A 19,724-nucleotide genomic window follows, 5' to 3' on the forward strand; every position below is an offset into this window, starting at 1 on the left:
TTGTTCAGAGTCCGGCACTGCTCATCCGTTCCCATAGGCGGATGTAGCCGTTGTGGACACGGAGGGCAGCGCGGCGGGCGGCGGGTGACATATCGCTGGAGACGACGGCGCGCCAGCGGGCGGCGCGGGCCAGGGCGTCGTCGGCATCGGCCGGTGCGGGCGAGCGATATCCGGCGGCCAGGTGGGCGACTTCCGGATACGCCAGGCCCGCGCAGAGGCCGAGCCAGCGCGCGTCGTCGCCGAAGAGGTAGTCCTCCAGCATGTCCCGCGCGCTCGCGCCGTCGACCGGGACGGCAGCCGCGGCCAGCCGAGTCAGTTCGTCGAGGAGTTCGCCGCCGCGCCGTGCGGAGACCTGTTCGTAGCGGCGGTGCAGCAAGCGGTGCAGTGGATCGATACCGCTGGCCGCGTGCATGATCTGCAACAGCGCGTGCGGGCCGAGGTCGGGGTCCTGGCGCAGTGCGGAGAGTGCACAGGTGATGCCGTAGAGATCCCAGCGCTGCAGCAGCTCTTCGCGTTCGGCGACATCGGGACCGGCCGAGGCCGCGACGAACAGATCGGGCGAGAGCGTCAGCGCGGAATCCGCGGTTTCGGCGAGACGGCGCAGCGTGACCATATCGGCCTCGGTCAGCGCACCGGCCCTGGTGCGCACGGCCAGCGAGGCGACCACCGGCAGTGTGATGGTCCCGAGGCCACCGCTGCCCTGCTCGGCGGCGGCCACCGCATCGCCCCACCGGGATCCGATCGCGTCGGCCTTGTTCAGCACCGCGACCGTGCGTTCCGGCGGCAGGTCCGCGAGCATTCGCCGGTCCGCTGGCTGCGGCGCACCCGAGAGCACGTAGACGATGATGTCGGCGTCGAGTTCGGGATCGGCTACCCCTGGCTCATCCACCGGTGCCGTCTCCACCGCCGACATCAGCGCGAGCGCGTGCAGCACGGTGGTCCGGCCGGTATGAGCGCGACCGGTCACCTGAATGCGCGGCGGCCGACGCCACCGCGCGATGGCGGCCCCCACCTGACCCACGATCCGCGGATCCGCACCCGAGCGCAGCGTGGCGAGCAGATGGTCGAGTTGGTCGAGTTCCCGCGCAGGTCCGCCCGGTCGGATCCGGGGCCCGTCGGATTCGGTGGCTGTCGGCAAAGCTGCACACCCCCTTTTCGGTGCGCAATTCTTGCAGACGTCGGGCCGACGTACCGTGCGGACGCTAGCGACTGTTTGCAGGTCGCTCGAAGGGGTCAGCTCGAAACGAGCGCACCTTGGCGCCCGCATGCAGGTCGCTCGAAAGCATCAGCTGCCGCTGAAGTATTTGTTCGCCGTGCGCACGGCCCAGTTGGGCGCGTATTTGGCGGCGGTCGCCAGTACTTTTGCCTGTGCGCCGATTTCATAGTGCACGCGCGGCAGCCGACCGCGCTTGCGGGTCACGTCCCAGATCCCCTTCGCGACATCCGCGGCGGTCAGGTGCACGCCGAGCGATTTGGTCGCGGCCGTCTCGACGCCGTCCACCATGGCGGTGGACACGAACAGCGGCCACACCGCGATCACCCGGATGTCGTGCTTTTCCCATTCCAGATCCAGTGCCTCGGTGAGGCTTTTGACCGCCGATTTGGTCGCGCCGTAGCTGGCGATTTCGGGCTGACCGTAGATCGCCGATGCCGAGCACAGATTCACCACCTGCGACCCCGGCGTATCTCGCAGATAACCGAACGCCGCGTGTGTGCCGGTGATCACCCCGCCGAGATTGACATCGACAATCGCCTGGTGTGTGGCGAGGTCGATCGATTCGAACGGACCCGCACGCAGGATGCCCGCGTTGTTGACGAGGATGTCGAGCCGGTCCTCGTCACCGTGGAACTCCGCGAGACGTTCGGTCCAGTGGGTGTCGTTCGTCACATCCAGCACCCCGGTACGCACGCTGCCCTCGGTGGCGTGGATATCGGCGGCGAGCCGGGTCAAGCCCACCTCATCGATGTCGTACGCGCCGACGTGATACCCCTGTGCAGCGAAAAGTAGGGCCGTGGCCCGGCCGATACCCGCCGCCGCACCGGTGATGAACACAGTCGGTCTACTCATGCGCGCAGTCTAGTGCGACGGCAAGCCCCCTACCTCGGGGTTCCCACAGATGCCGTGGTCACTTAATCTGACGTGATGGTCGGCACCATAGTCGGTGTGCAGCTTCACTTTTCGACGATGCGGCGCGTGCGACGGTGCGAGGCGGTTACTTGCCCCGGGGGCACCGCTATCGTGTAGCAAGCCGACCGGGCGGAACGTTTTCGCCGGGCCGGGTCTCGATGAGGAGGTTGCCGTGGCTGTCGATGTCATCGGTGCTGTCGAGCCGGATGCGTCCGGCGATGGTAAACCGCTGCTACCCAGCACTGATCCGTTCCTGCGGCCGCCGAAGGGTTTCGCGGCCCGTCCACCCGGCACCATTCTGCGCAGCCGCCGCGTCGAACTCGCACTGTTCGGCCTTGTGTCGCAGCAGGTCTCGGCATGGCAACTGCTGTACCGCAGCTGCGATATGCACGGCACACCGGAGGCGGCGATCACCACGGTGCTCCTGCCGCTCGACGCCGATCCGAACGAGGACCGCCCGCTGCTGGCCTTCCAGACCGCCATGGACGCGGTCGCCGAACGATGTTCGCCCTCCTATGCGCTGCGTCGCGGTTCCCATGCGCTCGGCTCGGTCACCCAATTCGAATGGATGCTGGTAGCCAATGCCCTGCGCCGAGGCTGGGCGGTGAGCATCGCCGATCACGAAGGTCCGCACGGGAATTTCGGCGCGCCACGCGAGCCCGGCTACCGCGGGCTCGACGGGATCCGCGCGGCATTGCGCTTCGCCCCGCTCGGTCTGCGGCCCGATACCCGGGTCGCGGTGTGGGGTTATTCCGGTGGCGGCATGGCCAGTTCATGGTTGGTCGAGATGGCGCCGACCTATGCGCCGGAAATCGATATCGTCGGCGCGGTGCTGGGCGCGCCGGTCGGCGATCCTGGTCAGGTCTTCACCCGACTGAACGGCGGGCATTACGCCGGACTGCCCGCGATCGTGGTCGCGGCGCTGCGCCGGTTGTATCCGGCGCTGGCCGCGGTATTCGACAGCGACTGCGATGCCGAGGGACACCGTCTGATCGAACGCGCCGAACGCGCGACGCCGTTCTCGGCGATACTCGGCCTGATCAATAGAGATGTCGGCCACCATCTGTCCCGGCCGCTCGACGAGGTGCTCGCCGCACCCGATATGCAAGCCATGCTCGCCGATCTGCGGCTCGGCCACTCCACCCCGACCTGCCCGCTGCTGGTACTGCAGCCGGTACACGACCAGATCATTCATGTGGACGGCGTCGACGGCCAGGTCGAGCGGTATCGGCGCGGCGGAGCGCAGGTCACCTATGTGCGTGATCGGCTCAGCGAACACTTCTCACTGTTGCCGCTGGCCACCCCGATCAGTCTGGACTGGCTCAGCGATCGGCTCGCCGGACACCCGGTGCGTGACCAGAGCGACAGCACGGTGTGGTCGGTCGCCGCCTCACCCGCCGGGGTGCGTGGGCTGTTGGAGATGGTCGGGACCGCACTGAAAGTGGCGCTGGGCAAACCGCTGCGTCAGGAGAGCGCGCCGACGACGCGAATCCGCCGCGAACGCGCCGCGTGACCGGGGTGAGTGAGATGGCCGCACGTGGTCGCTGGCCGACCTTTTCGAGCGCCCCTCGGGCAGTCGACAGCGGCCGATTGCTGCCCTGATCATCCGATGCTGGACAATGGAGCACGTGAACGACGCCGCGAACCACACTGCCGAGTCAGTTCCCGGACCGCCGTCCACAGCTTCGGCTCCGGCGGACGGTGGATCCCGAAAGGGCTCGGGCTCACGCCTGTACCCCCGAGTAACGAGCTTCCGCTCGCGCCGGGGCGCACTGACCGCGACCCAGCAGCAATCCTGGGATCGCACCTGGCCGCGCATCGGCCGCGACGTGGCCGATGAACCATTGGACGCCGCAGCCTGGTTCGGCCGCGAGGCCCCGCTCGTCATCGAGATCGGTTGTGGCACAGGCACCGCCACCGCCGCGATGGCACAGGCCGAACGCCATCTGAACCTGATCGGCATCGAGGTCTACCAGCCCGGCCTTGCCCAATTGGTGCAGCGCATCGAGCGGGAGAACATCGACAACATCCGCCTGCTGCGCGGTGACGCCGTCGACGTCCTGGAAAACATGATTGCTGAGCAGTCGCTCGCAGGCGTCCGAGTCTTCTTCCCCGATCCGTGGCCGAAGGCGAGGCACCACAAGCGACGGCTGCTGCAACCCACGACGGTGGCATTGATCGCCAATCGCCTACGGCCGGGTGGCGTATTGCATATCGCGACCGACCATGCCGACTACGCGGAGTTCATCGCCGCGGTGGGTGCGGCTGAACCCCAGCTCATCGGCTTGAACGAAACCACAGGCGGAGTCAGCGCGGAGCATCGCGACAGCGCGCCGATCGGCTTCGAAAGGCCGGTCACCAAATTCGAAGGCAAGGCACATCGCGCTGGAAGCGCCATCAACGAGTTCATATGGGGGAAGATCGGATGATGAGTGTCAGCGATGTCGTGGATGTTGCCGGGGAGGTGCAAGGAACCGGAACCGAGGTGATCGGCGCCGCGGCGCCCGATGTACGCCGGGTGCTGCTGGTCTGGGACGCCCCGAACCTCGATATGGGACTCGGCGCCATCCTCGGCGGCCGGCCGACCGCCGCCTATCGTCCACGCTTCGACGCACTGGGCCGCTGGCTGCTCGCGCGCACCGCCGAACTATCGGTGGGCAGCGTGACCAGGGTCGAGCCGGAAGCCACCGTCTTCACCAATATCGCGCCGGGCACCGCGGATGTGGTGCGGCCGTGGGTGGAGGCGCTGCGCAATGTCGGCTACGCGGTCTTCGCCAAGCCCAAAATCGATGAGGACTCCGATGTCGACGCGGATATGCTCGCGCACATCGAGCTACGCAGTCGCGGCGCCGGACTGGCGGGCATCATGGTCGCCTCCGCCGACGGCCAGGCGTTCCGCGAACCACTCGAACAACTGGCCGCCAACGGAATCCCTGTTCAGATACTCGGCTTCCGTGAGCATGCGAGTTGGGCCGTCACATCCGATACCCTCGAATTCATCGACCTCGAGGACATCCCGGGCGTGTTCCGTGAACCGCTGCCCAGGGTCAGCCTCGACTCGCTGCCCGACGAGGGTGCTTGGCTGCAGCCGTTCCGGCCGCTGTCGGCGCTGCTCACCTCTCGCCCTGCTCAAGGAGTCGCTTAGTGTTCACACGCTGGGGCGATCTGGTCTATCGGCTGCGCTTCGCCGTCATCGGCATTGTCGCGGCCGCACTCTTGGCACTGGGCGGTTACGGCCTCGGCCTGGAAGACCATCTCAGCTCCAGCGGGTGGGATGACCCCACGTCGCAGTCGGCCAGCGCGGCGAAGTTGTCCGACGAGGCGTTCGGGCGTGATCACACCAGCGATGTCATCGTCCTGTACACCGCGCCGGACGGTAAGACGATCGATGATCCCGCATTCCGGCAGAAGATCGTCGACAGCCTCAACAGCCTGCCGAAGAACCACCCCGACGAGATCACCAAGGTCAACGGCGCCTACTGGCAGACCGAAACCGGTCCGGCGTCACCGTTGATATTCGGTTCGAAGGATAAGAAGTACACCTTCGCCTCGATCGCCATCAAGGGCGATAACGACACCGATATGGTGCGCAACTTCCGGAAAGCGAAGGACGCCTTCGCCATTCCGGGCGTCGATGTGCAGGTCGCGGGTCTGCAAGCGGTCGCGGGCACGCTCAACGACACCATGGCCGCCGACCAGAAGCGGATGGAGATCCTGGCCATCCCCGCGGTCGCGGTGCTGCTGTTCTTCATCTTCGGCGGTGTGGTCGCGGCGGCGCTGCCGCTGATCGTCGGTGGTCTCACGGTGATCGGCGCCTGGGGCATCGTGCGGTTCGCCACCGAGTTCACCGAGGTCAACTCGTTTGTCTCGCCGGTCGTTTCGATGATCGGTCTCGGTCTGGCCATCGACTACGGCCTGTTCATCGTGAGCCGGTTCCGCGAGGAACTCGCCGAGGGCTACAACACACGCGCGGCTGTGCGCCGTTCGGTGATGACCGCGGGGCGCACCGTTGTGTTCTCCGCGACCATGATCATCGCCAGCCTCGGCGGCATGCTGCTGTTTCCGCAGGGCTTCCTCAAGTCGATCGCCTACGGCTCCATCGCGACCGTCTCGCTGGCCGCGCTGACCGCCATCACCATCCTGCCCGCGATGTTGAGCATCCTCGGGCCGCGGGTGGATTTGCTCGGACTCAAGCGATTCCGCAAGACCAAGACCGCCGAAGACGTCGAGAACGGCTTCTGGGGCAAATCGACCCGCTGGGTGATGCAGCATCCGCTCAAGATCGCGATCCCGATCTGCATCCTGTTGCTGCTGTTGATCATTCCGGTCAAGAACCTGGCGTTCGGCGGTATCAACGAGCGGTATCTGCCACCGGACAACGCGACTCGGCTCGCGCAGGCGAAGTTCGACTCGATCTTCCCGCTACGCAAATCCGATCCGATTCAACTGGTCTTCGTCTCCGATAACAGCAATGACGTCGGCAAGGTGTGGGCCGCCGCCAAGCAGGCGCCCGGGCTCAACGGCACATTCGATGTGCCGTCACGCTCCACCACCGACCCGAACGTCTACAAGACCGGCGCGACGCTGGAGGACTCCGAAAACGCGGATCCGACCATCGACTATCTGCGGTCGCTGCAAGTGCCCGACGACGTCACTATGTATGTCGGCGGCCAGCCCGTGATCCAGAAGGACAGCATCGACGCGCTGCTGCACCGGATGCCGTGGATGATCGCGCTGGTCCTGTTCGTGACCACGCTGCTGATGTTCCTCACCTTCGGCTCACTGGTGCTGCCGATCAAGGCCGCGCTGATGAGCGCGCTCGGATTGGGTTCCACGCTGGGCATTTTGACGTGGATCTTCGTCGACGGGCACGGTGCGAGCCTGCTGAACTTCACCCCGCAGCCGATCATGTCGCCGGTGCTGGTGCTGATCATCGCGGTCATCTACGGTCTGTCGACCGACTATGAGGTATTCCTCTTGTCACGCATGGTCGAGGCGCGCACGCAGGGGGCATCGACCACCGAAGCGGTGCGCATCGGTACCGCGCAGACCGGACGGATCATCACCGCGGCCGCGCTCATTCTGCTCGTGGTCACCGGCGCGTTCGCGTTCTCCGATCTGGTGATGATGCAGTACCTGGCCTACGGCATGATCGCGGCATTGTTCATCGACGCCACCATCCTGCGCATGCTGCTGGTCCCGGCCACCATGAAGCTGCTCGGCGACGACTGCTGGTGGGCGCCTGGGTGGATGAAGAAGGTGCAGCAGAAGGTCGGGCTCGGCGAGCCGATTCTCGACGATGAGCGGCCCGGTGGCGGTGAGGTCGTCGACCTGGTCAAGACCACGCCGATCACCGACCCGGTCACCATGCAGATGCCCGCACTCACCGATACCGCCGTGCACCGGGCGCGGAGCCCACGCCGTCCGCGCACGATCGAGGAGATCGAGGCCGACGCACCGACGCAGCATATGGCCAAGATCCCGGCCGACCCGCCGGTGCCGCCGCGGCCGGTTGTCGCACCGCATGATCCGACACGGCCCCGGGCGACTCCTCCGGTACCAACCGTGCAACCGGCGCCGCCCGCGCAGTCCATGCCGCCTGTTCCACCCGCACAGTCCGCGCCGCCGCCCGTGCGTCCGGTGGCCGACCCCGCCATCCGGCCGCGGCCGCTGCCGAGGATTCCGGGAGCGTCCGAGCCGACGCGGCCGATCCCCCCGACGCCTACGCCGGTGCCGCCTCCGCCGCCCGCCCAGTATGCACCGCCGCAAACGGCGTCATCGGACCACACGCCCCACCACCCCGCACCCGAACAACCCGCCACCCCGCAATCGAACGCCGAAGCCCCGGACCAGAACCGGAGCAGTATCGAGAACTGGATGGCCGAATTGCGCTCCAACCGCCGCAGCATCGGCAAATCCGATGAAGGCCGCCACCACAGCGGCGATGGCCGGACCGTGAGCGTCAACGAACTGCTGCGTCGCAGGGATCGCGAGTAACGCCGACGCGGGCCCGCGCCATTCACTCCTGCCGCCGGCGGCTGGTGGCCCGGACCGCGCAGCCGCCCGCGAGAAGGTGCGGATCAGGAGTCGTGCGGTGGGTGTCCGTTGGCTGGGACGTCCGCTGAATTCCGGTTCGTGGCACCGGCTTCGGCGAAGGCTCGGGCGTAGCGGGTACCTGCGAGCAGGAGCAGGACGCCGACCACCAGGAAGGCGGCTACTCGGACGAGGCCGTCGAGGGTGGCGAGGTCGAAGAGGAACAGTTTGGCCAATGCCGCTGCCGTGACGAGGAGACCGGAGCCGAGGGCGAGTTTCGCGACGGCGGCCGAGCGGGACAGTTTGCGCAGGCCGAAAAGCAGGGCGGCGGTGGCCGCGGCCATCCAGATGATGGTGGCGGCGCTGTGGCCGATGATGAAACCGTCGGCGGCACCGGTTGCGATGCCGATCGAAACCGTCGCCGCGGTTACGGCATACAGGCCAGCGATGCTCGCGACGACGAACAGCGTCGATTCATCGCTTCCGCCCCTGGTCATGCCGGGGAGCCTGCGGGCGCACCAGACCGCCGCGGCGATCACGGCCAGTGCGAGTGCTGCGCCGAACGCGGTCGCGATGTCCATCCGCTCCTGCGCGATCCGTTGTACCGCAAGCGCTTCCGGCGTCACCGTGGCGAAATACACCATCATGCCCAGCACCGTGTAGGCGGCGCCGAAGGCGGCGGTGACGCGCGAGCGTTGTTGACCTGCCACCCCGAGGAAGCACAGCGCAACCAGGAACAGCGCGATCGGCAGGGTCGACACCCGCGTGACTCCGACGCATGCTTCGAGCAGCGCGAACGAACCGGCTATCGCGGCGACGAGTGCGATCGAACCCGGAATCCGCACCAGCTCACGCAGCTTCGGCACCAGTGACAATGCCGCCACGGTCAGCAGAACCGCAGCATAGATTCCCGCGACCCACGCGGCCGAGTGCCGCTCGAACATCGCGGGCGCGGCCAAGAGCGGAACCGCCGACAGCGTGAAGGTCAGCGCGGCGACAATGTCCCCGGATCGCTTGCGCACCACCAGGACACCGCCGACCAGCCCGATCGATGCGATCGCCACCGCGGCGGTGAGCAGCCAGTGGACCCGGCCCGGCACCGGATCGCCGACGGCGGCCACCGCAATGGCGACCAAGGTCGCCAACGTCACCGGCACGGTGCGCACCACATGCAGGAACGGCCAGTCGCGCGCCAATTGCACCGGCACGCAGGCCAACTGCAGTACGACCAGGAATGCGAGCAGCACCAATTCCGAGGTGACGAACGGTGACAACACCGCCGCACCCGCAACCACCAGCACCGCGAGCGGCTGCGACTGCCAGCGCATCGCCAGCCCGACCCCACCCGCGGCGACAGCCAACGCGACCGTCAGCCCGACCACCGGATGCAGCCACCCGTAGATCGCCGTCACCGCGACCACATCCAGATAGGCGCCGGCAATACCCGTGGCGGCCAAGGCAATTCCGCCGACCCGACCACCGGCTCGCCCGAACACCCGCGCCCCGGCGCCCACCAATGCCACCGAGAATGCCACCCCGGCAACAACTCTCGGCACCGGACCGAAGAACCCGGCCTGCGCCGCGAGCACCAGCAGCATCACGACACCGATCAGCGTCACCGCCACCCCGGCCACCGCCAGCACCCGACTGATCATCCCCTCCTGCTGCCACCAGGGCGTCCGCGGCGTAGCCGCCCCACCCCGCAGCGGCGGCCGCATTCCTGGTGGAACCGCCGCCCCCGGCCGCAGCGGCATACCCATCGGCGGCCCATATCCACCGGGAGCGCCCACCATCCCGGGAGGAGCTGGCACCGCCCAACCGGACATGGCAGCAGCGCCCGGCCGCACATAGCCGGGCCCGTACGCAGGCGCGGGCTGTGCCCAACTGGAAGGCGCGGCTGGCGGCACCGGAATCCGTTCGGCTCCCATGACAGGAGCCGCCGCGGAGGGCTCCGCGCCCACCGCAGGTACCGCACCCGCTCCCGGCGGCACCGGCTCCGGCCGCTGTGTCCGGCTACCTGTCGCCACTGCCTCGATACCGGGCTCCGCTGGTGGCGTCGGCACGGAAACGTCGGGAACACCCGGGACCGCACCCACCGCAGGAGTACCGGGGACGACTCCTACGGCAGGCGTAGCGCCGGACATCGGCTCGGCCAGAGGGCCTTTGGGAGCGCCTGGCGATTCCGGCTTCGGGCTACCAGCCGTCCCTGCGGCTCCGGACCCGGCATCGGGCTCCGAGAGCGCTGCCGCAGCAGGCACTCCGGGAGACGCACCCGATCCGAGCGGCGAATCCACGACATTTCGCGCATCCGTCGCGTTCGTCGAAACACCGGATGCCGCAACCGAACTCGCCGCGACCTGAATGCGCAGCAAGTCCAGGTCTCGACCGAGGGCGCCCATATGCGTTCCCAACGCAGTGAACTCCCGTGACAACCGCGAAATCAGCGCGGGATCGATAGACGTAGTCATATCCCCAATGCTGATTTCCGCCCCACTCGGAAACATGAGTAGAAACCCACACCCGCCACCCGAGATCTACCCGAATTTCCCGGCACACCCACCCGGTCCCGCGTGGTACTCCGAGCCGAATCGAACGGCACCTATCGCGCGACTGATCCCCGCCCCGGGCCGAGAGCGGGGATCAGTCGCGACGAGCGATCATCTGCTCGGCGCACGCATGGTTGTGACCTGGTGGACTGCGCTGATCACCGCGGAGCGTGGTGGCATACGCAGGACGCCGGGGGCCGGTTCGCCCGCCCAGTGCCAGCCGAGCTGGGAGTCGGTGGTGGGCAGCAGGACGTGGCGGCCGCCGGGGACGACGGTCACGTGGTGTCCGGCCAAACAGCGACGCACGCTGATATCGACGGGGCTCGACGGGCCAGGGGGTGCGACGAGGAAGGTCCAGGTCCGCTCGCCGGGATCGGCGACCACGGGGGCCGCGTAGTTCCGATCAAGGCTGGCCAGGACCTTGCGGCCCAGGTCCGGTGGCATCACAAGGGCGCCGAGGATGGAGCCGGTGGTGATCATCGGGCGACCGGCCAGCAGTTGGACCGGCAACCCGTACCGATGTCGCAGCATATGTGCGACCTCATGGGGCGAGTGACAGCGCTCGAACATGGCCTACCCCTCACCTCCGCCGCATAACCGGTGGCCCCCCACGCGTAGCGGGCCGTGCTGTTCGCGTACGCGCTGGGTGTGGCGCGTGGATCGATTGGTGTGTGCACCCGGCTCGAACGCGCGATCGGCGCGGGGAGCTCGCACGGTGGTATTCGGCATGGTGATCATTGCCGCCGCCCTTTGCATTCTCAAAGTTGCAGAAAGGCAACGGTATTCCAACTGAGCGTGAACGAGTCGTACGTAATGTCCCACTTCGGGTGAGCGCAATCACTTAACGTCGTACGCTGAAACAAGGATGTAACAAAGGACTTGGCTACATGGACGATTCGTCGATCGGTGTGCGGATACGACTCTTCCGCGGAAAGGCGCTCACCCAGCGCCAACTCGCCGACCAAGCCGGTGTCAGCGTGGATCTGGTGCGCAAACTGGAACAGGGGGGCCGCCAGACCGCGTCGATCGCCAGTCTGCAAAAACTCGCGCGCGCACTGGATGTCGACATCTCCGACCTGGTGGGTAAGCGGCACGGCATTCCCTCCGGTAATCCGGATGCGGGCATCGTCGCGATCCGGCGCGCGCTGACCCCGGTCGACGATCTGCTCGGCGAAATACCCGCGGAGGACGCGATCGGCCTCGACGAGGGCAGTCGCGCTGTCGATTACGCCTGGGGCGCCTACTGGACGGGCCGCTACGAACTGCTGACCTCGATCCTGCCGTCGGGGCTCACCCAACTGCGGGCAACGGTGCACGCCGCCCGCAACGGCACGGTCGCACCCGCGAACGAACTACTCGCCCGGATGTATTGGGTCACCGGCTGCACACTGGTCCATCTCGGCCAGACCGATCCGGCATTCCTCGCCATCCGGCAGGCACTGGCCGCGGCGGAGCTCGGCAACGACCCGCTGCTGGCGGCCACTATCCGCGGCTCGGTCGCCTGGCAATTGCTGGTACAGGGACGCTACGAGGAGTCGCGCAAGGTCGCGCTGCGTGCGGCGGCGAGCCTGGAACCCGAGGGCGACGAAACACCGGCGCATCTGTCCGCATACGGGTCACTGGTGTTGCAGGGCGCGACCGCGGCGGGCCGATCGCAGGACGTTCCCGAGGCGCTGTCGCTGGTCCAAGCGGCCGGTGAGGTCGCACTGCGCATCGGCACCGATCGGCACGACTACGAAACCTATTTCGGCCCTTCACAAGTCGTCATGCAGACCGTCGATGTCAACGTGAGCTCCGAACGCTATCCGGAGGCGCTGGCCGCCGCCAGGGATATGCCCGCAAATTGTGGTCTCCCGCAGGCCTCCCGGGCCCGGCACCTCACCGACACCGCCGTCGCTTGGACCCGAACCGGCCAGCACGAACGCGCACTCGACGCACTACTCAACGCCGAACGCGTCGGCGGCGCCGACTGGATCAAATACCAGTCCCTGCCGAGGCATATCGTCTCCGAACTGCTCGACCATGACCGCCGAGTCCCGCTGCGCGCCTTCGCCCGCCGGATCGGCGTCAACGACTAGACCGAGAATCAGCTGCCCATCAACTTGCGCCACTGAGCACGCAGGGAGTGTTTGGCGGTCACCGAGCCGAAGCGGATCCGGCCCTGTACGACCAGATGCAGCGGGCCGAAGGGTGGGCCGGTGCGGACCTTGTTGTTGACGCTCGAGCCGATCAGATCGACGCCGTTGAGATCGACGGTGGCCTCGGCGGGGACGATCAGGGTGAGCGAGCTGAGATAGTCGTCGACGTTCACCTCGACGACCTGGGTGGACATGATCGCCTCGGTAAAATCGAGGGTGACGCCGGATAGCCAGTTGTTCAGGTGCAGCGATGGCGCGACCTGCCATCGGCCGCGGCGGTTGACGCCGGACAGGCGGCTGCGGATCACACTGCCCGGTGTGGTTTGTGACGGGACCGCCGGCGGCGGCGATATCGGCCGCTTCGCGAAGGCGGGTGCGGCGTTCACGAATGTCGACGGCGGTGCGGCCGGCTGACCGATGAGCCGGACACCGGGCAGATCGACCAGTACGGCGTTGAGCTCACCACGGGTTTTGGCGGCCAGTGCGGTATCCATCCGCTCGGTGAACTCCCCGAGTGAGAGCATGCCGAGCCCGACGGCCCGCTGCAGCAGCTGACCGACGTGCTCGCGTTCGGCGTCGGAGACGCGTAGTTCACGGCCGCCGACCACGTCACCGGAGCCGACGCCATTGGATACCGATTCGGGGCCACCCATGAATTCGAGATTACCGAGCGCGGGGCGCTGCGTGCATCAGGGCAATCCCCGATTCCAGCGCCGGCCTATTCGAGCCCCTGTTCGATCGCGTAGCGGGTCAGTTCGACTCGGTTGGCCAACTGCAACTTGCGCAGTGTCGCCTGCACATGGTTCTCCACCGTGCGATGACTGAGCCCGAGCCGGGATGCGATCTGCTTGGCGGACAAGCCCTTGGCCACCATCCGCAACACCTCGGTCTCCCGCTCGGTGAGCGCGGGCCGATGCGGTTGGTCCGGTTCGGCGGGTGCGGTCGCCATCCGCCGGTACTCGCCGAGCACCAAACCGGCCAGCCCCGGAGTGAACACCGGCTGCCCTGCCGCGGTGGCTCGCACGGCCTCGATCAGCTCGCTGGCGGACGCGCTCTTCACCAGATAACCCGAGGCCCCCGCCTTGATCGCGTCCAACACATCACCGCGCTCGGCGGACGCGGACAAGACGAGCACCCGACTCTGCGGCGACACCCGCAGCACCTCCGCAGTGGCCTGGGCCCCGTTCCCATCGGGCAGCTGCATATCCATCAGCACCACGGCGGGCCGCACCGCCGCCGCCCGCCGGGTGGCCGATCCGACCCCGTCCGCGGTGGCGGCCACCTCGAACCCGGCCTCGGCCAGATCCCGGGACACCCCATCGCGCCACATCGGGTGGTCGTCGACCACCATCACCGAAATCGCCCCGGCCGCACTATCACTGGTCACCGTGTCCTCCTCTCGACGCTCGAGCCACCGCCCCCGGGTCGGTTCGCTTGCCCTGGGGCCTCCGGTATCCCTCGGAGATCACGACCGGAATCACATCGGCCGCATGGCTATCGGTCACGCCGCACCTCCTGTCCGTGGTACCCGGAACTCCCATTCGGTGCCGAATCCGACACCACCCGCCGCCTCGGTCAACAAGACCGCGGTCCCACCCAGAGTCTCGATCCGGCCGATGATGGAGCGCGAAACACCCATGCGTCCTTCGGCTTCCGCTTCGGCCAGCCGACCGGGTGCGATACCGACGCCGTCGTCGCGCACGCTGATGATCAGCTCGTTTCCGATATCCTCCAGCAACACATAGGCTTTCGCCTCCGGTCCGGCATGTAACGCGACATTGGACAGTGCGTTCGCTACCGCCGCAGCGATCTCACCGGCCGCCCAGCGCCCCACCCGCACCGGCTCACCCGGCGTCGAGACGAATACCGATGGCGTCGCGTGCACGGTCAGCAGCGGCCGCAGATCGACATCGGCGCCACCGGTATCCCGGTATTTGCCCTGTTCGGAGATCAGCACCCGCAGCGCAACTTCCTGTTCGGCGGCCCGCTGCGCCAATTCCTCGGTGGGCCCGCCGATCTCGTTGCCGCGCCGCCTGATGTAGCTGAGCACCTGCAATACACCGTCGTGCACTTCGCGGGCCAGCCGTTCGCGTTCTTCGGCGGCGGCGGTCAACCGCACGGCCCGTTCCAGCTGGCCTTGGGCGCGCCGCGCGGTATTGGCCGCGAGTCCGAGTGCAAGACCGATGGAGACGAGCACCGGCGCGCTCGCATCGGCCCACACATCCTGACCCCACTGGTCGCGCACCGTCACGATCACCGCGGCGATGAGCAGCCCGGAGAGCACACCGGCGAGCGGGCCGCGCAGAATCGCTGCCGACACAACGGCATTGGCGACCCATAGGGTGGTCGGCAGCGTCTGATGCCCGTGGTACCAGCCGTAATCGGCGACCAATCGGGTCGAGGCGATGAGCGCGACAGCCACCACATGGTCGCCGATCACCACCCACCACCGCAGCCGCGCCACATCGGGAAAATGCCACTGCGACAACATGAACGCCGAGGCGCCGGACCACACCGCCATTACCGCGATCAGCACCCAGCTCAGCTGCTGGTGCTGGTAGTAACCCACCGAGGCGATCTGCTGGCCGACCGCGTAGAGCAGTGTGACCAGCCGCAACGCCTGCACGGCTCGCCACAGCGGCGCGGTCGCCGCATCGTCCGCGCTCAGTTCGACAGATCCGACCTCAGTCGGGCCCGGCCGCGTCATCGGTCTTATCCCCACCCTGCTGCTCCCTGGCCGCCTCCCGCGCCAGTGTCGCCTCCACGTCGAATCGGCCGAGGTCCGGTTTATCCGGCTCCGCCGAATACATCCTGCCCCCTTCGCCGGTGTGCAGTTCCTCGAACGCCTCCTCCGCGTTATCGGACAGCAGCGACCGGATCGCGGTATTCATCACCGCGACGAACGGCACCGCCAGCAAACCGCCCGCGATCCCACCGAGCACGATGCCAGCGGCAATGGCCAGCACCACCGCCAGCGGATGGATACTCACGGCCCGCCCGAGCAACAGCGGCTGCAGCACATGGCTCTCCAACTGCATCACCGCGATGATGATGCCGAGCACGATCAACGCGGTCACCCAGCCCTTGGTCACCAACGCGATGAAGACCGCGATGGTCCCGGCCAGGAACGCACCGACGATCGGAATGAACGCGCTGATGAACACCAGCGACGCGAGCGGCAGCGCCAACGGCACACCGAGAATCGCCAGACCAGCACCGATGCCGATGGCATCGACGAGCGCGACCACCACGGTGGCGCGGACGAACCCGACCAGCGTGCCGAAGCCGAGTTGCCCTGCGGTGCGCACTTTTTCCCGATGCGGCGTCGGCACGATCCGGGTGACGAAATGCCAGATCTGATCGCCGCCGTACAGAAAGAAGATGAGAATGAACAGCGTCAGGAACGCGCCGGTGAGGACGTGCCCGATCACTGTCGCCGTGGTCAGCGCCCCGCTGGTGAGACCTTCCCTATTCGATTGGATCGTTTTGACGATCGTGTCGCCCGCATTCCGGATCTGCTCATTGCTCAGATGCGGCGGACCGTTGATCAGCCAGTCCTGAATCTCGTGAATGCTGTGGGTGATTTCGTCGGAGAGCTGCGGCACGCCCTCGACGAACTGTTCGACGACGAAGGTCATGATGCCCGCGACCACGCCGATCGACCCGACCAGCGCGACGAACACCCCCACCGACCTCGGCACCCCGAGCTGTTGCAGCCAATCCACCAGCGGCGCCAGCAGTGCGGCGGCCAGTAGGCCGATGGCGAGCGGGATCACCACCGTCGCCAATCTCTGCACCACCGCCGAGACCGCTATCAGCGCCGCGAACATCACCAGCAGCCGCCACGACCACTCCGCGGAAACCCGGACGAATGGGTGGACGGAATCAGCAGCCGACCGCGAAGCAGTGGCTTTCCCCATAGCACTTACCTTCTGGTCGGTCACCTTCGCGAGCCTAATGGGCGCAGACCGCCGCGGATATGCGCATGATCCAAACGCTAGATTGGTCATCGTGTCAGCGCCTTTGGAAGCGGTCAAACAGACCATGCGAACGCGCTGGCCGCTGTACCTGACATCGATGCTGTTGGCCAATGCCTTCGGTGCGGTCCTGGTGTGGGCGTTCATCCAATATGGACTCCCGGTTCCCGAGGGTGAGGCGGCCGGTGCGAGGCGCACTGGCCTGCTGATTCCCGCGCTGGTCTTCACCACCGGTGGTCTGCTGAGCCTGGCCGCGTCGGCGCTGATGCTGCGCCCGGTCATGCGCTGGCAGATGCGCGGCGGACCACCGAGCCGACAGGAGCAGATGGCGGCACTGCACGCCCCGCTGCGACAGGCGATCCTGCATCTGGTGCTGTGGTTGATCGGCGGCGCCATCCTGGCGGCCACCATCATCGCGGAGGCGCCGGAACTGGCGGGCGCGGTCATCGTCACCGAATGTATGGCCGCGACCATCGTCTTCGGCTTCACCTACATGCTCGGCGAACGGATTCTGCGCCCGGTCGCCGCCGAAGCCCTCACCGAGGGTTCGTTCGACCGCACGCTGACGGCGGGCGTCGGCACCAGGATGGCGATGACCTGGGGCATGGGCACTTTCGCCCCCACCATCGCCATCGTGCTGCTGTGCGTCACGCAGATCTCGTCGGACGTGAAGTTCTCTGCGCAGTCACTGGCCATCTCCATCCTGCTGCTGTGCGGTGTGGTGATCATGCAGGCGCTGGCCCTGTCCATGCTGACCGGATCGAGCATCTCCGATCCGGTGCGCCAGCTCAGCCAGGCCATCGACCGGGTGCAGGAGGGCGCCCGTGACGTGCAGGTCGAGGTATTCGACGGCAGTGAGATCGGGCTGCTCCAGGTCGGCTTCAACCGCATGATGGAAGAGGCCGCCAAACGCCGCGAGCTGCAGGAACTCTTCGGCCAGCATGTCGGCGAGGAGGTGGCCCAGCGCGCACTCGACTATGGCACCGAACTGGGCGGGGAGACCCGATTCGTGGCCGTACTGTTCGTCGATATGGTCGGGTCGACCGCGACCGCGGCGGAGCGGCCGCCGACCGAGGTGGTCAGCCTGCTCAACGAGTTCTTCCGCATCGTCGTCGACGTCATCGACCGCCACCACGGATTCGTCAACAAATTCGTCGGCGACGCCGCACTGGCGATCTTCGGCGCACCGCTGGACCGGCCGGACGCGCCGACCGCCGCCTTGGCCGCCGCCCGCGAACTGCGCGAAGCCCTGCGCGAGGTGCCCGGACTCGATATCGGTATCGGAGTATCGGCGGGTCTGGCCGTCGCCGGAAATATCGGCGCCGCAAACCGTTTCGAATACACCGTGATCGGCGATCCGGTGAACGAGGCATCACGACTGACCGAACTGGCCAAGGATCAACCCGGCCGCGTACTCGCCTCCGGCAGCGCGCTGTATTTCGCCGATGAAAGTGAGCAGGACTCTTGGATAGCGGGGGACGAAGTCCAGCTGCGCGGGCGGCGGCGAAAGACCAGGTTGGCCTGGCCCAAGGAGGGCGCCGACGTACCAGCGGCGGATCAGGACGAGACAGCCTGGGCGACCACGGAGAGCACCGGGAGCACCGCCGAGTAGCTACTGGCTCCGCACGTCGATGCAGACAGCGAAACAGTCGGTTCGTTAGGCTGATCGCGTGACCGCCAACGGGGAACTAGCGGACGATCCCGCACCGCGGTCGTCCGACGACCCCACCGACAGACAATCGACGCGGGGGCAACGGGGGAGGTTCTGGTGGGTCAAATGGGTCGCCGGTATCGCATTGCTGGCATTGCTGATCGGCGAGGGCTACTACCTCTGGCCACGATTACACGATTCCTGGAATAAGCTCACCGAAATTCATTGGGGCTGGGTCACCGCCTGCATCTGGATGCAGGCACTGTCGATGAGCGGATTCAGCCGGGTCCAGAAACAACTCCTGCACGCGGGCGGCGTCGAAGTCCGCCAGCACAAATCCGTCGCCGTCGTCTACGGCGCCACCGCGATGTCGGTGACCTTGCCTGCCGGACAGGTGTTCTCCACCGCCTTCACCTACCGCCAGACCCGTCGCTGGGGCGCGAACCCGATCGTCGCCTCCTGGCAGTTGGTGATCTCCGGTGTGGTGGCCACCGCCGGACTCGCGCTGCTCGGCGTCGGCGGCACGCTGCTGGTCGGCAACCGGGTCGGACCGTTCAAACTCATCCTGTCGCTGGCCGGTGTAATCGCGCTGGTCTGGGCGGGCAACTACCTCTCGAAGAATCCCGGCGCGCTGGAGGCCGTGCTGCGCCGCGGGCTCGCGCTGCTCAACCGAATCCGCAAACGGCCCGCCGACCAGGCCATGAGCAAGATCGCCGATATGCTCTCGCAGCTGGAATCGGTTGATCTCGGCAAGCGCGACGGCGTCTTGGTCGCGGGGTGGGCAATGGTGCACCGCTTCGCCGATGTCGCATGCCTCGGCGCCGCCTGCTACGCGGTGGGTGCCGATCCGAAGCTGGCCGGTCTGCTGATCGCATTCACCGCGGGCAAGGCCGTCGGCTCCATCCCGTTCGCCCCCGGCGGCATCGTCTACGTCGACGCGACGCTCATCTACGGCCTCACCGCCGGCGCGGCCCTACCCGCCTCCCAGGCCGTCGCTGCCGCTTTCGTCTACCGCCTGGTGAGCTTCATCCTGGTCGCGATCATCGGCTGGATCGTCTTCGCCTTCCTGTTCCGCACCCCGCAGGCCGACGATGCCGAGTTCGAGAAGGAATTCGAGCAACGACGGTTGTGAGGTGTCGTTGGCCGCTCTGTTTTTGGCGGCGCGGGCGCCGCGTGTTCGCGGCCCCCTTGGTCTCGCGTCCGAGCCGTCGAGACTCGCTCCGCGGTGGGCGCGGGGGTACGGATCGTTCG

The 19,724-nt window shown here is 67.1% G+C and carries 15 protein-coding genes; 7 read left to right on the forward strand and 8 right to left on the reverse strand.

Features of this window, described 5'->3' with window-relative positions:
- Positions 1-4: 4 nt before the first annotated feature.
- On the reverse strand, positions 5-1,138 hold the full coding sequence (locus ACQP1G_RS44790; RefSeq protein WP_433196625.1) for a hypothetical protein: 1,134 nt from the start codon (positions 1,136-1,138) through the stop codon (positions 5-7).
- A 147-nt stretch (positions 1,139-1,285) separates the two neighbouring features.
- The gene (locus ACQP1G_RS44795; protein ID WP_433196627.1) at positions 1,286-2,068 is read right to left on the reverse strand and encodes an SDR family oxidoreductase; all 783 of its coding nucleotides are present in this window, start codon (positions 2,066-2,068) and stop codon (positions 1,286-1,288) included.
- Positions 2,069-2,300: 232 nt separating this feature from the next.
- Between ACQP1G_RS44795 and ACQP1G_RS44800 the strand changes: the two genes are divergently transcribed.
- From ACQP1G_RS44800 to ACQP1G_RS44815, 4 genes are all read left to right on the forward strand, one after another.
- Entirely contained in the window at positions 2,301-3,641 is a 1,341-nt protein-coding gene (locus ACQP1G_RS44800) for a lipase family protein (RefSeq protein WP_433196629.1), read from the forward strand.
- A 106-nt stretch (positions 3,642-3,747) separates the two neighbouring features.
- Positions 3,748-4,557, forward strand: coding sequence for a tRNA (guanosine(46)-N7)-methyltransferase TrmB (gene trmB / locus ACQP1G_RS44805; protein WP_433196631.1), 810 nt, complete (start codon positions 3,748-3,750; stop codon positions 4,555-4,557).
- A complete protein-coding gene (locus ACQP1G_RS44810; protein ID WP_433209398.1) occupies positions 4,557-5,273 on the forward strand; it encodes an NYN domain-containing protein in 717 nt (238 codons plus the stop codon). Before trmB ends, ACQP1G_RS44810 begins: the two co-directional genes overlap by 1 nt.
- Positions 5,273-8,125 carry an MMPL family transporter gene (locus ACQP1G_RS44815; protein ID WP_433196633.1) on the forward strand — a complete coding sequence of 951 codons (2,853 nt, stop codon included), beginning with the start codon at positions 5,273-5,275 and terminating at the stop codon, positions 8,123-8,125. Before ACQP1G_RS44810 ends, ACQP1G_RS44815 begins: the two co-directional genes overlap by 1 nt.
- Positions 8,126-8,208: 83 nt before the next feature.
- Here the strand turns inward: ACQP1G_RS44815 and ACQP1G_RS44820 are convergent, their stop codons facing one another.
- Positions 8,209-10,629: a DUF2339 domain-containing protein gene (locus ACQP1G_RS44820; protein ID WP_433196635.1), complete on the reverse strand. Its 2,421-nt coding sequence runs from the start codon at positions 10,627-10,629 to the stop codon at positions 8,209-8,211.
- A 189-nt stretch (positions 10,630-10,818) separates the two neighbouring features.
- Positions 10,819-11,238: a hypothetical protein gene (locus ACQP1G_RS44825; RefSeq protein ID WP_433196637.1), complete on the reverse strand. Its 420-nt coding sequence runs from the start codon at positions 11,236-11,238 to the stop codon at positions 10,819-10,821.
- 356 nt (positions 11,239-11,594) lie between these two features.
- Here ACQP1G_RS44825 and ACQP1G_RS44830 point away from each other — a divergent pair, with 356 nt between their 5' ends.
- Positions 11,595-12,785 carry a helix-turn-helix domain-containing protein gene (locus ACQP1G_RS44830; RefSeq protein ID WP_433196639.1) on the forward strand — a complete coding sequence of 397 codons (1,191 nt, stop codon included), beginning with the start codon at positions 11,595-11,597 and terminating at the stop codon, positions 12,783-12,785.
- Between the two features lie 8 nt (positions 12,786-12,793).
- On the opposite strand, the gene ACQP1G_RS44835 is transcribed toward ACQP1G_RS44830, so the two are convergent.
- The 4 genes from ACQP1G_RS44835 to ACQP1G_RS44850 form a co-directional block, all read right to left on the reverse strand.
- Positions 12,794-13,498, reverse strand: coding sequence for a DUF1707 SHOCT-like domain-containing protein (locus tag ACQP1G_RS44835; RefSeq protein WP_433196641.1), 705 nt, complete (start codon positions 13,496-13,498; stop codon positions 12,794-12,796).
- Positions 13,499-13,563: 65 nt separating this feature from the next.
- Positions 13,564-14,196 (reverse strand): response regulator, encoded by a 633-nt coding sequence (locus ACQP1G_RS44840; RefSeq protein ID WP_433209401.1) that lies wholly within the window; start codon positions 14,194-14,196, stop codon positions 13,564-13,566.
- 150 nt (positions 14,197-14,346) lie between these two features.
- Positions 14,347-15,552, reverse strand: a complete 1,206-nt coding sequence (gene macS / locus ACQP1G_RS44845) for a MacS family sensor histidine kinase (protein WP_433196643.1) — start codon at positions 15,550-15,552, stop codon at positions 14,347-14,349.
- Positions 15,530-16,765, reverse strand: coding sequence for an AI-2E family transporter (locus ACQP1G_RS44850; protein ID WP_433196645.1), 1,236 nt, complete (start codon positions 16,763-16,765; stop codon positions 15,530-15,532). Before ACQP1G_RS44850 ends, macS begins: the two co-directional genes overlap by 23 nt.
- 124 nt (positions 16,766-16,889) lie before the next feature.
- On the opposite strand from ACQP1G_RS44850, the gene ACQP1G_RS44855 reads away from it, so the two are divergent.
- Both ACQP1G_RS44855 and ACQP1G_RS44860 read left to right on the forward strand, forming a co-directional pair.
- A complete protein-coding gene (locus ACQP1G_RS44855) occupies positions 16,890-18,434 on the forward strand; it encodes an adenylate/guanylate cyclase domain-containing protein (protein ID WP_433209404.1) in 1,545 nt (514 codons plus the stop codon).
- A 58-nt stretch (positions 18,435-18,492) separates the two neighbouring features.
- A complete protein-coding gene (locus tag ACQP1G_RS44860) occupies positions 18,493-19,605 on the forward strand; it encodes a lysylphosphatidylglycerol synthase transmembrane domain-containing protein (protein ID WP_433196647.1) in 1,113 nt (370 codons plus the stop codon).
- The last annotated feature ends 119 nt before the right edge of the window (positions 19,606-19,724 follow it).

Source organism: Nocardia sp. CA-107356, from assembly GCF_050946365.1.
GTDB lineage: Bacteria > Actinomycetota > Actinomycetes > Mycobacteriales > Mycobacteriaceae > Nocardia.